The 14,595-nt window shown below is 70.0% G+C and carries 11 protein-coding genes and 1 pseudogene; 4 read left to right on the top strand and 8 right to left on the bottom strand.

Annotation, left to right across the window (positions count from 1 at the left end; genetic code table 11):
- The 5 genes and pseudogenes from CHC08_RS31175 to CHC08_RS31200 all read right to left on the bottom strand — a co-directional run.
- Positions 1–382 (bottom strand): annotated as a pseudogene (locus tag CHC08_RS31175) (hypothetical protein); the annotation flags it as partial.
- Positions 370–1,224 carry a sulfotransferase domain-containing protein gene (locus tag CHC08_RS31180; RefSeq protein WP_089210965.1) on the bottom strand — a complete coding sequence of 285 codons (855 nt, stop codon included), beginning with the start codon at positions 1,222–1,224 and terminating at the stop codon, positions 370–372. The gene CHC08_RS31180 and the pseudogene CHC08_RS31175, both read right to left, overlap by 13 nt.
- Entirely contained in the window at positions 1,224–2,381 is a 1,158-nt protein-coding gene (locus CHC08_RS49880) for a phosphotransferase (protein WP_179282313.1), read from the bottom strand. The genes CHC08_RS31180 and CHC08_RS49880 overlap by 1 nt, the downstream gene beginning before the upstream one ends.
- Positions 2,378–3,793, bottom strand: coding sequence for an O-antigen ligase family protein (locus tag CHC08_RS31195; protein ID WP_245878671.1), 1,416 nt, complete (start codon positions 3,791–3,793; stop codon positions 2,378–2,380). The genes CHC08_RS49880 and CHC08_RS31195 overlap by 4 nt, the downstream gene beginning before the upstream one ends.
- Positions 3,790–5,241: a Wzz/FepE/Etk N-terminal domain-containing protein gene (locus tag CHC08_RS31200; RefSeq protein WP_089210966.1), complete on the bottom strand. Its 1,452-nt coding sequence runs from the start codon at positions 5,239–5,241 to the stop codon at positions 3,790–3,792. The genes CHC08_RS31195 and CHC08_RS31200 overlap by 4 nt, the downstream gene beginning before the upstream one ends.
- A 462-nt stretch (positions 5,242–5,703) precedes the next feature.
- Here CHC08_RS31200 and CHC08_RS48620 point away from each other — a divergent pair, with 462 nt between their 5' ends.
- The gene (locus tag CHC08_RS48620; protein ID WP_245878672.1) at positions 5,704–6,720 is read left to right on the top strand and encodes a glycoside hydrolase family 26 protein; all 1,017 of its coding nucleotides are present in this window, start codon (positions 5,704–5,706) and stop codon (positions 6,718–6,720) included.
- On the opposite strand, the gene CHC08_RS31205 is transcribed toward CHC08_RS48620, so the two are convergent.
- From CHC08_RS31205 to CHC08_RS31215, 3 genes are all read right to left on the bottom strand, one after another.
- Positions 6,604–7,047 (bottom strand): TSUP family transporter, encoded by a 444-nt coding sequence (locus CHC08_RS31205; RefSeq protein WP_245878673.1) that lies wholly within the window; start codon positions 7,045–7,047, stop codon positions 6,604–6,606. The two genes, CHC08_RS48620 and CHC08_RS31205, sit on opposite strands and share 117 nt — an antisense overlap.
- 132 nt (positions 7,048–7,179) lie before the next feature.
- A complete protein-coding gene (cysC, locus tag CHC08_RS31210; RefSeq protein ID WP_089210967.1) occupies positions 7,180–8,409 on the bottom strand; it encodes an adenylyl-sulfate kinase in 1,230 nt (409 codons plus the stop codon).
- 79 nt (positions 8,410–8,488) lie between these two features.
- Complete coding sequence (locus tag CHC08_RS31215) at positions 8,489–9,217, bottom strand: class I SAM-dependent methyltransferase (protein ID WP_089210968.1); 729 nt, start codon at positions 9,215–9,217, stop codon at positions 8,489–8,491.
- Positions 9,218–9,369: 152 nt separating this feature from the next.
- On the opposite strand from CHC08_RS31215, the gene mfd reads away from it, so the two are divergent.
- From mfd to CHC08_RS31230, 3 genes are read left to right on the top strand one after another with little or no spacing between them, the layout of a single operon-like run.
- Complete coding sequence (gene mfd, locus CHC08_RS31220) at positions 9,370–12,900, top strand: transcription-repair coupling factor (protein WP_089210969.1); 3,531 nt, start codon at positions 9,370–9,372, stop codon at positions 12,898–12,900.
- A gap of 27 nt (positions 12,901–12,927) precedes the next feature.
- The gene (locus CHC08_RS31225) at positions 12,928–13,560 is read left to right on the top strand and encodes a SurA N-terminal domain-containing protein (protein ID WP_179282314.1); all 633 of its coding nucleotides are present in this window, start codon (positions 12,928–12,930) and stop codon (positions 13,558–13,560) included.
- Between the two features lie 10 nt (positions 13,561–13,570).
- Positions 13,571–14,515 carry a nucleoside triphosphate pyrophosphohydrolase gene (locus CHC08_RS31230; protein ID WP_089210971.1) on the top strand — a complete coding sequence of 315 codons (945 nt, stop codon included), beginning with the start codon at positions 13,571–13,573 and terminating at the stop codon, positions 14,513–14,515.
- The last annotated feature ends 80 nt before the right edge of the window (positions 14,516–14,595 follow it).

Consider the following 14,595-nt stretch of genomic DNA (forward strand, 5'->3'; position numbering starts at 1 on the left):
ACCGGACGATGAAGTAGATCAGCCCGTTGCCGGCGTCCATCCGGAGGATCGAGGCGACCATCATGCACAGGGCGGTCGCGGCGAAAAAGGCGCCCGCCGTCTCCTGGCCCGCTTCCCGGGTGACCAGCACGACCATCAGGAACTGCGCGACGGCACCGACCGCCGCCCCGGCCAGGCCGGCCAGCCCGCTCCGCGCCGTCCCGTTCAGTCTGGTCAGCCCGCCTCGCGCCGTCCCGTTCAGTCTGGTCAGCCCGCCTCGCGCCGTCCCGTTCAGTCTGGTCAGCCCGCCTCGCGCCGTCCCGTTCAGTCTGGACAGCCCGTCCCGTGCCGACCCGTTCAATCTGGACAGGCCGGACAGGCCTGCGGAGATCAGCGCCGCCAAGACGGCACCGCGCCGAGCCATGAGCTCAGAAGGGAGTCCTGGCCCTCGAAACGATCGGTCAGCTCGCGGCGGAGCGAGGCGGGCATCGGCGCGGGCCGGGACCGGACGTTGTGCGGCTCGAACACCGGGTCGCCGATGTGCGGCAACCCGAGGAACGCCAGCACCCGGTCGTAGACGACCTCCGGCTCGGAGAAGAACCGCCCGCTGTCCAGGACGAGCAGCCGTTCGCGGCCGACCAGCGGTTCGAGCCGGGCGAGCTGCTCGGCGTAGCGGCCCCTGGCGAGGTAGGCGAGGTGCCGGTGGGCGTGATTCGTCGAGTGCGGGAAGGCGCGCAGGTCGTCCTCGGCCCCGGCCAGCCGCTCCTCCTCCAGCTCCACGGCTCTGGCGAAGGAGGTCTCGGTCTCGAAACCCCTGGCCAGCTCGTGCGCGTGGGCTGAGAAGGCGCGCTCGACCGGGTCGCGAGTCAGCACGATCAGCTTCACACCGGGCAGGTCCCAGGCGATCCGGGCACCGGCCAGCGGGTGGAACAGATAGTAGGGCGAGGACTCGAACGCGTGGGGGCGGTAGCCGTACCTGTATGCCAGCCGGGAGGCTCGCGGCCGCAGCGGGAAGTGCGCTCGATACCAGGACAGGCCCTGGTCATAGGCCATGTCGAAGTAATGCACGCCCTTGTGGAGCACGGGCTTGAGCAACAGCGGGTGCTGCGACAGAGCCCGGTAGAGGGAGGTGGTGCCGCAACGCTGCGCTCCGATGATGAGGAAGGAGGGCAGGACCCTGCTCCCGGCGGTGAGGCGCCCGGCGGCTCGCGACATGGTGTGGACGGAACACTTCAATGCGGGCATCACACCAGAACCTCCTGATGGTCGACGACGGGATTGAGCCAGCGGGCGGGCGGGCCGAGGGGCTCGTGGCCGTCGGCCGCGTGCCGGTCCGCGAGAGTGATCAGGTAACGGATCGCGGTCAGCCGGGCTTCCGCGGCAGACAGGCCGAACGGGGCGAGGGTCGGCAGGGCCTGCGCCAGGCAGGCCATGGCCGCGGCGGCCGGATCCGTACGGCGCAGGGCACGATGGAAGAAGTGGTGGACGGCGTCGAAGCCGAGCGGCACCCCGGTGCCGAACCGCTCCCAGTCCCATACCAGCAGCCGCTCGTCGGCCCCTCGCGCGATGTTCCACGGCGAGAAGTCCCCGTGCCAGGCGAACAGGCGGCCACGCGACGGGGAACCCGCGTGCTGGGGGCCGGGGGGCAGGGGAGGCCGGGACTCCGTGGGTTCGGGGTTGGGGGGCCGGTGGTCGTGAGCCTGTGGGCTGGGAGGTTGGAGCCCTGGGCACTGAGGGCCGGAGGACTGGACACTAGGGGGTCGGAGGCCTGGAGACCGGGAGGCCGGGAGGACACTAGGGGGTCGGAGGCCTGGAGACCGGGAGGCCGGGAGGACACTAGGGGGTCGGAGGCCTGGGGACCGGGAGGCCGGAATGCGGGCGATCTCGGCGATCGCGTCGACGAGCAGACTCTCGGGGATCGGACCCCGCCGTACGGGAAGCGGAGCCAGCGCGAGCACGGACAGGCCGCGCCAGGACCCGTAGTGCAGCACGGCCGGCGGGACGACGGTTTTCAGCGGCATGCCGGCGAGCAGGTCGAGTGTCCGCGCCTCGTTCGCGATGAGCTCGCGGGCACGGTCGGTGTCGCCGATCTTCACGAAGGCGACCAGCCCGTCGGGGGCGTGGACCTCCAGGAGCGGCTTGCGGTTGGCCCGCCTGGCCGGGCGGACGTGCAACACGACGCGGACGGGGGTGCCGAGCACCTCGCGCAGGTAGGTCTCGATGCAGCCCTCCCCCGAGGGGATCATGACCTTTCCACCGAGATGCCACCACGTGCGGGGAACCAGCCTGCGGGGGAGCCGGCGATGGGGAAGCAGGGTGTAGGGCCGGGCCTCGCCGGGACCGGGGAACAGCAGGTTGATCGTCTGGTCGAGATAGCGCAGACGGATGCGGGCGTCGTTCATCCCTCTCCCCGGCCGTGGATCCGTCGCTCAGGTGAAGAGGGGAGCGGGGAACGATCCGGCACCTGGATCTCCTCCCACCCGTGTCGCGTGGCGGATACCGCATCGCGGGGTCCGTGAGCCGGTTCCTCCCTGCTCGTCATCGAGTTCCTCCAGAGCAGTGCGAATGAGATGAGATACAGGCTGAGCGGCGTGACCAGCCCGTCGTAGACGAACATGTAGAGAAGGGTGAGGATCATCACCAGGACCCCGGCCATGCCGATCGGGCTCCGGTCGGGCCAGTGGCGGCGGATGGCCCCGGCGAAGAACGCCACGTAGAGGGCGGCCCCGGCGAATCCCTGGGTGATCATCAGGTGCCAGAGCTGGCCGTCGCTGCCCAGAGGCGGATGGCCGCAGGTGGGGCACCAGCCGGTCTTGCCGGTGGTGATCGTCTGGTGGCTGCCCATCGCGTTGCGGGTGTTGCCGTAGCCGATGAGCGGCGAGGTGCCGGCGGCGGCGATGGTCGCCGACACGGTGAAGGCGCGGATGTCGTTGCTGTGCGGGCTGTCCAGCCGTTGGGCCACCATCGTCTGAAGGGGACTGAGGAAGAACATCAGCGCCCCGGCGGCGACGGCGGAGCCGACCGCGATGCGGGCCCGCGCGCCCAGGCGAAGGAACAGGTAGGCACATGCGATGCCCAGGCCGATCCAGAGGCCGCGGTTGAGCGAGTAGACGATCGGGATGGCGGCCAGAACGACCAGCGGGACCGCGGCCAGACGCCTGCGCCGCCCGCCGTACACCCACCAGCCGACCACGAACCAGATGAGCAGCACCGAGACGTTGCTTCCCCAGGCGTTGGCCCACTCGAACGGCGCCTCCGGGCGGGGGGAGGCGTGGCCGAGGACCTTCTGTATCTGGGCCGCGGTGGGGTGGATCAGGTTCCGGACGAAGGAGTTGCCGCTGATCCACTCGGGCAGGATCCACTCGATCGGCGAGGTGAACTCGACACGCGGCGCGAACACGCCCAGCAGGCCACCGGCGACGGTCGCGACGAACATCGCGCCGAGCATGCGCACCAGCATGAGCTGCGGCAGCTCGCTTTCTGTCAGGTTGCCCAGGTAGAGCACCATGATCATCAATGAGACGTAGAGGGCCAGGCGCATGAGGTAGCCGAGCATCCGTCCGGCGGAGAACTCGCCGTAGGTGTCCGGCGGCATCTCGTCGAGCATGAGTGCGCTGATCACATATCCCGCCAGGAGCAGCAGCCAGAGCCCGAACCCCCGTGGCGCCCTGATCGGTCGTCTTCGCAGGAGGATCAGCGCCATCCACGGGGCCAGCGCGATCACCGCCAGGCCGCCGAAACCCAGCGCCCACCACAGCGGATACGCCACCAGCAGCGCGGCGATCGGCCAGGCCGCCCGGTGCGGGCCCGTCACGGCCGGGGAGTCGTCCGCGAGGCCGCCGACGGCGGTGCCTGCGGAGGAATCGCCCTGCGGGAGCCGGGCGCGGATCGGCTGCGGCCCTTCGGACCGGTGGGCGGCTCGGCTCCATGGGCCGCTTCGGCGGCCTCCGGGTGGGGAGGGGCGACCTGGAGCCTGTCTTGCTCTCCAAGGGCTTGCTCTACATGGGGAGGGGTGACCTGAAGCATGTCCCCTTCCGGATAGGGAGAGGAGGCCGGCATGCTGTCGCGTTCCAGGTAGGGGGCGGAGGCCGGGATTCTGTCCCGCTTCGGATGGGGAGGAGCGACCGGGAGCCTGTCCTGCTCCGGGTGGGGAGGGACAGCCGGGCGCCTGTCCCGATTCGGTTGGGGAGGAGCGACCGGGATTCTGTCTCGCTCCGGGTGGGGAGAGGGAGCCGGGATGAGGTCCCGTTCCGGGTGGGGAGGGGCGGTGGGGACCTTGCTTCGACCGGTGATCAGGGTGCCGAGCACCGGGGTTTCGTGCTCGTACAGGCTGCGCGCGGCACGCGTCACCTCGCGTGAGGACGCCCCGGGCATGGTGGCCGCGCCCGCCGGCCCGTCCGGCTCCGGGTCACCGGCGGTGCCGGTGCCGGTCGGTCGCCTGATACGGGGTTTCCTGCGAAGCCTGGTGCCGAGGCGGTCGCGGAGCCACGCGGCGCCGACCCCGGAGAGCAGCCCGGCCATGAGGCCGCCGCCGAGGTGGAGGGGAGGGCTGGGTGCGCTGGGTTCGGTGGGTGCCACCGCGCCGCTGATCACCGATCCGGGAATGACGGCGACGGTCTTGAACGCGTCGTATTTGGCGGTGAGGGTGTAGCTCTGGCGGCTCAGGACGTTCTGCTGCTGCAGGGCGACGGTCCGCTCCGCCGTGCCCTTCGCCAGCCCCGGCAGCGTGGCGGCCACCTTGGCCAGACTCGCGTTGACCTGCTTCAACTTGATGAGGAGCACCTTGAGCTGGGCGGTCAGGGCGCCGGTGAAGGACTCACTCCGGTAGGCCAGGTAGGCGCGGGCATAGGCGTTCGCTCCGGCGGCCGCGGCTGCCGGATCACCGGCGGTGTAGGAGATCTGCAGGACCGAGGTGTTGGGGGGAACGGAGACCTCGACGGGCCCGGGAATGCTCTTGAGGACCTTCTCGGCTTTTTTGGCGACCACCGCGGACTGGACGATCTGGGCCTCGGTGTCGAGGTTGAGTGACTCCCGTTGTCGGCTGGTGACCTGGTTGGTCTGCTCCTGCGGGCCCGTCGCGACGACCAGGACCTGGGCGAACGCGGTGTAGGCGGAGGGTGCGGCCAACAGGGAGACCACGCCGCCGCCGACTCCGGCCGCGAGAAGAACCAGAAAGATCGGCCATCGACGGCGGAGAAGGGACGCGTAGTCCGCCAGATCTCCGCCGGAGCGGTGAACGAGGGCGTCCGGCGAAGGGCTCATGCGCAGGGGTCCCTCTCGGGCGGAATCGGTGTCGGAACCTACGAACTAATCCTCAGAACTATAGGTTGGATTTCCATTTTCCCGGCCCGATATGCAAGATTTTCTTCGTGGTGATCTCGCCAATCACAGCAAGATAAATATCGTTTATACGATATTTCCCACCTATTGCCATGGGGCTCGGGAACGGACCGGCAAAGTCTGCGACATCGCACGTCCTGGGGGTGGGAGGGTGTGGTCCCGGAGAGCCGGAAAATGTGCACGTTGAACATCTGCGAGGAACCGTTGTATCGGACAAATACCGATTTAAGACTTATTTCGCGGGGAGCCGGAATCGGCGGATCGCGATTCGTCCTGGCATTGGGACTGGGCGCGCTCGCACTGGGCGGGGCGGGACTGAGCGGGTGCAGCGGGGCCTCGGGCGTCTCGGAGAAGCCGGCCGTTTCGGCAGGGGTGGAGACATCGGTGAGTCCATGGGTGCCGGGGCAGCCGTCGGCACCCGCCCCGGCCGAGATCGGTGGCCTGCCGGGCACCTATCCGACGGCGTCCGCCTGCGAGGTCACCGCCAAGCTCATCCCCTCGTGCGGAGCCTGGTGGGGAGTCGCGCCCGAGGTCTTCACCGGGAGGCGTCCCGGGCAGGCGCTGAAGCGCGCGGAGAAGCGCATGGGCCGCCCGGCCGACATCGTCCACGTCTACCACCGGGAGCAGGATCTCTTCCCGACCGCCGAGGAGCGGGCGATCGCCCGTGACCAGGTCGGCAACAGGCTCCTGCTGATCAACTGGAAGCCGTCCTTCGACCACACCTGGGCGGAGATCGCCCGGGGCGCGCTGGACGAGCGGATCGACCGGCTGGCCGGCCACATCAGGAAGAACTTCCCCCAGAGGTTCTTCCTGACCGTTCATCACGAACCTGAGAACGACGTGCGGGAGCGGCCCGCCTCGGGAATGACCGCCGACGACTACGCGGCGATGTTCCGGCACGTGGTGCTGCGCCTGCGCCAGAAGGGCGTGGACAACGCGGTCACGGTGATGACCTACATGGGCGCGCCCAACTGGGCGGCCAAACCCTGGTTCGAGAAGCTCTACCCCGGCGACGACGTGGTCGACTGGGTGGGCATGGACCCCTATGTCGACGACAAGGTCCAGTCCTTCGACGGGCTGGTCAACAAGGCCCGTGAGGGGTTCGACGAATGGCCCGGGTTCTACCGCTGGATGCAGGCGCGTTTCCCCGGCAAGCCCGTCATGGTCGCCGAGTGGGGTGTGTTCGAGCGCTACGACCAGCCCCGGTTCAAGGAGTCGTTCTTCACGTCGGTGCGCCAGGAGATACGGGACTACCCGCAGATCAAGGCGCTGGTCTACTTCGACTCACCGCACGCCCCCCGAGGGGACACCCGTTTCGACACCACCCCCGGCGGGCTCAGAGCCTTCGGTGACCTCGCCGACGATCCCTACCTCCGCGCCGCCGCGGTTCCGCAGAAGTGACCACCCGGCGACTCCGGCGGCCACCGCGGCGCCCAGGATCCAGAGCGTGGCGGTGTTGCTCACCTCGAGGAGCTTGAGCGCCGAGGCCAGCAGCACCACCGCGAGCAGCGCCCGGATGATCCCGCCGGGTGCCCGGGAGGAGATGCGCGCTCCCAGATAGACGCCGGGAATCGAGCCGATCAGCAGCGAAACGGTGACGTCGAGCTTGAAGTCGCCGAACAGCAGGTGACCGAGGGCGGCCGAGGCGACCAGCGGGACGGCCTGGACCAGGTCGGTCCCGACGAGCTGGTTGGCCTTCAGCGCCGGGTAGAGCATGAGCAGCGCCACGATGATCAGCGATCCCGAGCCCGATGATGATCGCCACCGGGAACGACCCGACGGCGAGAGGGATGTCGATGCCCATCGGCCTTCAGCGCTCCCCGTTCGCCCGGCAGAGACGATCGTCCGGGAGACGCCCGCTCAACGGATCCAGCCGCCCTGGATCAGCGGATCCAGCACCTGGTGGACCGCCTGTTCCACGCTGATGCCGGTGGTGTCGATCTCCAGGTCGGCGTCCTCCGGCTCCTCGTACGGATCGGAGATCCCGGTGAACCCGGGGATCAGCCCGGCGCGGGCCTTGGCGTAGAGGCCCTTGCGGTCGCGGCGCTCGCACTCCTCCAGCGGTGTGGACACGTGGACCAGCAGGAAGTCGGCGCCGACGCCCTCGACCATCGTGCGGACCTCGTCCCGGGTGGCGGCGTAGGGGGCGATGGGCGCGCAGATCGCCAGCCCGCCGTGCCTGGCGGCCTCGGCGGCGACGAATCCGATCCGGCGGATGTTGAGGTCGCGATCTTCCTTGGAGAAGGTCAGCCCCGCCGACAGCAGGTGGCGGACCACGTCGCCGTCGAGATGGGTCACCGTACGGCTCCCGCGCTCCAGCAGCGCGTCACGCAGCCCCCGGGCGACGGTGGACTTGCCGGAGCCGGACAGCCCGGTGAAGAAGACCACCAGCCCTCGCCGGTGCGGAGGCCCGGGAAGCGTGATGGGCTCGGGCCCGGCCAGGTGCTCGGTCGCGCCGTAGGCCTCGGCCACGTGCTCGCGCAGCTCCAGGTCGATGGAGGGCTCCTCCCGGGGCGCCAGCGGCACCGCCGCCACGAGCGTGCCCTCGGGCAGCCGGTCACGGGCCTTGAGCGCGGCCCGGACCACGGCGGGCCCTCCCTCGCCGAACGCCAGGGGGAGCAGCAGGATCGTCGCCTCCAGCTCCTCGGCGATCGCGGTGATCTCGTCCAGGTTGTCCAGCGGGCCGCGCATGGTGACCGCCAGGACGTCCTGCTCGCCCAGCTCCTTGCGGATCTCGGCCGGGCTGCGGCGGAGCCGGGCGAACGGCCCGTGCTCGGGCGTGCCCAGGGACTCCACCGGGCCGGCGACAAAACCGTCCTGCCGTTCGGTGACGGTCAGCGCGGCGAGCGCGGCGCCCTCGGGGTCGCGGAGGATGATCTGATCACCGGGGGCGGCCGGATGGTCGTCGGGAAGGGTGAACGTGACGGGCGCGGGCCACGGCGTGCCGTCGGCCAGCGTGCCGTGCTCGTCCACCGAGTGCGCGTCGGCCGAGCTCAGAAAGCCCTTCAGCGGATGGAAGGCGCCGGAGAGCAGCAACTCCAGATCTGCGAGCTCGCGGGCGTCGGGGGTCCACTCGAAAGGCGCCGTCATTTGCTCCACAATCCCGATCGACTTAGTCGAATTTCGTCACTCTACCTACTCCAGTTGTCCCACATCGACCGGGTGACTCTCAGATCAACCGGGCGAAGTGATTCTGGGGCTTGCGGATCACCATGGTTATCTCGTCGTGCGAGGCGGGCCGCCGTCCCCTGGAGAGGATCTCCACCACCGAGCAGGCGGCACGGACCAGCTTACCGAGAGGCCCGCCCAGCGCCGGCCCGCTGGTCGCGAACACGTCGTCCGTCACCATCAGCCCGCGCATCAGGCAGAAGGAGTGCATCCCCTCACGCGAGGCGACCTGGTCGTAGACGGCGGGCAACGGGCCCACCGTGCCGGCGGGGACGAACCTGCGCCAGAGCAGCCGCCGCAGCACGGAGGGCATCAGCCGGTCGCACGTCCCGTAGGCCGACGCCCGGTCGCGCATCCGGATCAGCAGCAGCCCGCCCGGCCGCAGGCCGGTGAGCATCCGGTCGAGCACCAGCTCGGGATGCTCGATCCGCTCCAGCAGGAACGACACGTAGACGACGTCGAACGACCGCGGGGGCATCGGCACCGACCGCAGGTCGCCCAGCGTCCAGGCGTCGAGGCCCTTACGGGCGGACATGCACGCCCGCAGCGCCGGCAGGTCCTCGTCGATCCCGATGACCCGGGTCTCCGACTGCGCGGGCTCCAGCGCGTTGGGCCAGCCGCACCCGGCGATCAGGACGTCGAGCCGCCGGCCGAACTGGCCGATCCGCTGCTCCCGGACGCGCCGACTTAACAGGTCGTCTCGCGCGACGACCGACCTCACCTCAGACATGCCACCGAGAGTAGTCAATCACTCACGATTAGTAGTGCATTTCCGGCTCCTTACGGGTGAGAGCGCCAGTGCAAGTAACCTTGGGCGGTACCCCCGTGCCCTTTCCGGCCGGGGCCTGTCGTGTTGCCGTCGTGGGGCTGTGGGCGAATCTGATGAGCCTTTCCGGACTGCTGGACCTTGTCGTTGGGGAATCGAAGCTGGCTGGCGTCCTCGAGGACGTGCGCGGGGGCGACTCCTCCGACGTCGCGCTGATCGCGCCACCCGCGCTGCGTCCCTTCGCCGTGGCCGCACTGGCCAGGGAGGGCGCCAAGGGGACGGCGCGGACCGTGCTCGCGGTGACCGCCACCGGGCGCGAGGCCGAGGATCTCGCCTCGGCGCTCACCAGCCTCCTGGACGAGAACGCGGTCGCGGTCTTCCCCGCCTGGGAGACGCTGCCGCACGAGCGCCTGTCACCGCGCAGCGACACCGTCGGCCAGCGCCTCGCCGTACTGCGCAGGCTGGCCCACCCGATCGAGGGCGACCTCTCGGCGGGGCCGCTGCACGTGATCGTCGCGCCGATCAGGGCACTGCTCCAGCCGATCGTGCGCGGTCTGGGAGACCTCCAGCCGGTACGGCTGCGCGTCGGCGACGACATCGACCTCGAAGGCGTCGTCCACAGGCTTGTGGAGAACGGCTACCACCGGGTCGACATGGTGGAGAAGCGCGGTGAGGTGGCCGTCAGGGGCGGTCTGCTGGACGTCTTCCCGCCGACCGAGGAGCACCCGCTGCGGCTGGAGTTCTGGGGCGACACCGTCGAGGAGATCCGCTGGTTCAAGGTCGCCGACCAGCGGTCGCTGGAGGTGGCGGAGGACGGCCTGTTCGCCGCTCCCTGCCGGGAGATGCTGCTGACGGACGAGGTAAGACAGAGGGCGCGGGAGCTCGCCGAGGAGCACCCCTCGCTGGCCGAGATCCTGGAGCAGCTGGCCGAGGGCGTTCCGATGGAGGGCATGGAGGCGTTCGCGCCGGTGCTCTCCGGGGAGATGGACCTGCTGGTCGATCACCTGCCGGGGCAGGCGGCGGTGTTCGTGTGCGACCCGGAGCGCATCCGCAGCCGCGCCGACGAGCTCGTACGGACCAGCCAGGAGTTCCTGGAGGCGTCCTGGATCAACGCCGCGTCCGGGGGAGAGGCCCCGATCGACCTGGGAGCGGCGGCGTTCCGCACGCTGGAGGACATCCGCGACCACGCGCGCGAGCTCGGCCAGCCCTGGTGGTCGATCGCGCCGTTCGGCGGCGACGACCTCGGCGGGGGGCTGCTCCTGGAGGCACAGGAGTCTGAGGCCTACCGGGGAGACACCGAGCGGGCGCTGACCGACATCAAGGGCTGGCTGGCCGACGACAAGGTCGTCGTCCTGCTCAGCGAGGGCCACGGCCCCGCGGAGCGGATGGTCGAGCTGCTCAAGGGCGTGGACCTGCCCGCGCGGCTGGAGGGCGGCCTCGACCGGGCTCCGGAGCCCAGGGTCGTCCACGTCACCACCGGCCTGGTCGAGCACGGCTTCGTCACCCCGCAGCTGGCCGTGCTGACCCACCTCGACCTGGTCGGGCAGAAGGCGTCCACCAAGGACATGAGGCGGCTGCCGTCGCGGCGCCGCAACATGGTCGACCCGCTCCAGCTCAAGGTCGGCGACCACGTGGTGCACGAGCAGCACGGCGTGGGCCGCTACGTCGAGATGGTGCAGCGGACCGTGCAGGGCGCCACCCGCGAATACCTCGTGATCGAGTACGCCAAGGGCGACCGGCTCTACGTGCCGACCGACCAGCTCGACGAGGTGACCCGCTACGTCGGCGGCGAGTCGCCCACGCTCAACCGGATGGGCGGCGGCGACTGGGCCAAGGCCAAGACCAAGGCGAAGAAGGCGGTCAAGGAGATCGCCGGCGAGCTGATCCGCCTCTACTCCGCGCGGATGGCCTCGCCGGGGCACGCGTTCGCGCCGGACACGCCGTGGCAGCGGGAGATGGAGGACGCCTTCCCCTACGCCGAGACCGGCGACCAGCTGGAGGCCATCGACGAGGTCAAGCGCGACATGGAGCGCCCGATTCCGATGGACCGGCTGATCTGCGGCGACGTCGGCTACGGCAAGACCGAGATCGCGGTGCGGGCGGCGTTCAAGGCCGTGCAGGACGGCAAGCAGGTGGCCGTGCTGGTGCCCACCACGCTCCTGGTCCAGCAGCACATGTCCACCTTCGCCGAGCGGTTCTCCGGGTTCCCGCTGAACGTCAGGCCGATGTCGCGGTTCCAGACCGACGGCGAGGTCAAGGAGACCATGCTGGGTCTCACCGAGGGCTCGGTGGACGTGGTGATCGGCACGCACCGGCTGTTCTCGCCGGAGATCAGGTTCAAGCAGCTCGGCCTGATCATCATCGACGAGGAGCAGCGGTTCGGCGTCGAGCACAAGGAGGCCATGAAGCACCTGCGGACGCAGGTCGACGTGCTGGCCATGTCGGCGACGCCGATCCCCCGCACGCTGGAGATGGGCCTCACCGGCATCCGCGAGATGTCCACGATCCTCACCCCGCCGGAGGAGCGGCACCCGATCCTCACCTTCGTCGGCCCCTACGACGAGAAGCAGATCGGCGCCGCGATCCGGCGCGAGCTGATGCGCGACGGCCAGACCTTCTTCGTCCACAACCGCGTCGCGAGCATCAACAAGGTCGCGGCCATGCTGCACGAGCTCGTGCCCGAGGCCAGGATCGCCGTCGCGCACGGCCAGATGCAGGAGCACCAGCTTGAGAGGATCATGGTGGGCTTCTGGGAGCGCGACTTCGACGTGCTCGTCTGCACCACGATCGTCGAGTCCGGGCTGGACGTGCCCAACGCCAACACCCTGATCGTGGACCGGGCCGACAACTACGGACTCTCCCAGCTCCACCAGCTCCGCGGCCGGGTCGGCCGAGGTCGCGAGCGCGGCTACGCCTACTTCCTGTACCCGCCGGAGAAGCCGCTCACCGAGACCGCCCACGAGCGTCTGGCCACCATCTCGCAGCACACCGAGATGGGCGCGGGCATGTACGTGGCGATGAAGGACCTGGAGATCCGCGGCGCGGGCAACATTCTGGGCGCCGAGCAGTCGGGCTTCATCGCGGGCGTCGGATTCGACCTCTACGTGCGGATGATGGCGGAGGCCGTACAGGAGCAGAAGGCCAAGCTGTCGGGCGAGGACCAGGAGGAGGAGCGGCCGGACGTCAAGGTCGAGCTGCCGATCAACGCCCACATCCCGCACGAGTACGTGACCTCCGAGCGACTGCGCCTGGAGGCCTACCGGCGGATCGCCGGGATCGGCTCCGACGTCGATGTCGCCGCGGTGCGCGAGGAGCTCGTCGACCGGTACGGCAAGCCGCCCCAGGAGGTGGAGAACCTCCTGGAGGTCGCCCGCTTCCGGATCCGCGCCCGCAGGGGCGGGCTCACCGACGTCACCCTGCAGGGCCAGCACGTCAGGTTCGCGCCGGTGGCGCTCAGGGACTCCCAGCAGGTCAGACTCGAACGACTGTACCCGAAAGCACTGCTGAAGCAGGCAGCCGGTACCTTGCTGGTGCCGGTACCCAAGACCAGGCCGCTCGGCGGACAGCCGCTGCGCGACCTGGATCTGCTCAAGTGGTGTGGCGATCTGGTCGAGGCCATGTTCCTCGAGAGCATGCCGGTAAAGTAAGCGACGTTTGTCGTGAAGGGAACGCATGTGAAGTCGACTCGAGTTCGTGTCATCTTGGCGGTCGCCGCCGCGGGTGTCGCGCTGACCGCCTGCTCTCCGTCGCAGGCCGGCGCCGCCGCCATCGTGGGTAAGGATCGGATCAGCGCCGGCGAGCTGGACAAAAACGTGCGGGAGTACGAGGCCGCGCTGGCCAAGGCCAACGTCTCCGCCTCCCAGTTGCAGTTCCCGGGCAGCATCCCGCAGGTCGTGCTCTTCCAGCTCGCCACCTCCGCGCAGCGTGCGAAGGTCGCCGAGAGCAAGGGCATCACGGTCACCGAGGCCGAGATCGACCAGGTGATCTCCGGCGGGGGAGGGGCGGCCCAGTACGAGCAGCAGATGCTCCAGCAGGCGGTGGCTCCCTCGAAGACGCGCGAGTTCACCCGGGCCAGCCTGCTGATCACCAAGCTCATGGCCAAGTACGGCGGCGGCACCGACGAGGCCGCCATCCAGAAGGGCCAGGTTCAGGTGATCAAGGATCTGCAGTCCGTGCCGATCACCTGGAACCCGCGCTACGGCACCATCAACGAGCAGCGGAGCGAGCAGCAGCCGAACCTCTTCGTCGAGAGCGCCCGCTTCGGCGCGGTGCCCGCCGCTCCTCCTGCCGCTCCTCCGCAGCAGTAACGTCGGGGACATGCCGCTGATCGTCGTCACCACCTCGCCCCGGGTCGCCCCGGGGCTGCTCAGCCGTCACGCGTGGCAGGTCCTCGAGGACGGCCCCGTGCGCACCGGGGCCGTCGATCATCCGCTTCTGCCCTACCTCGCGGAGGCCGGGGTGAGGGTGGAGGTCGTGACGCCGGACCCGGCCGCGCTGGTCCGTGAGGCCCAGGCCGGGACGGTCGTGTGGCTGGAGGCCGACGAGGCGATGATGCGCTCCATCGGCTACGCCGCGGTGGCGCTCGACGATCCGCCGGTGATCGAGGTCGTGCCCGGCTCCTACGACCTGCCGGGGGCGCGGCTGCTCGACCTGGTCTCGGTGATGGACCGGCTCAGGGTGAACTGCCCGTGGGACGCCGAGCAGACCCACGAGTCGCTGGCGCCGTACCTCCTCGAAGAGGCCTACGAGGTGCTGGAGACCATCGAGGAGGGCGATCACGCCGCCCTGCGGGAGGAGCTGGGCGACCTGCTCCTCCAGGTGGCCTTCCACGCGCGGGTCGCCCATGAGCGCCCCGACGGCTTCGACATCGACGACGTGGCCGACGCGATCGTCTCCAAGCTCGTCCGCCGTCATCCGCACGTGTTCGCCGAGACCAAGGTCGACGGTGCGGAGGAGGTCAGCGACAACTGGGAGACCATCAAGGCAGCCGAGCGCGCGGCCAAGAACGGCGGCGACTCGGGCTCGGTCGTGGACGGCGTCCCGATGGGCCAGCCCGCCCTCTCCCTCGCCGCCCAGCTGCTTCGGCGTGCCGAGCGCGTGGGGGCCCCGGCCGAGCTGCCCTCCGAGTTTCCCGCGGAGGGACTCGGGGCGCGGCTCTTCGAGCTCGTACGGCAGGCGCACGCGGCCGGCCTCGACCCGGAGGCCGAGCTGCGCGCCGTCGCCCGCGTCTACCGCGACCGGGTCCGCGGCCGGGAGTCTTGACGGGGAGCTGCTCGGTCTCCGGCTCCGTCGTCTTCGGGGCCGCCGGACACCGGGAGTTCGCTCGCCGCCCCGATGGCGGC

Origin of the sequence: Streptosporangium subroseum, assembly GCF_900188345.1 — a bacterium.
Lineage (GTDB): Bacteria > Actinomycetota > Actinomycetes > Streptosporangiales > Streptosporangiaceae > Streptosporangium > Streptosporangium subroseum.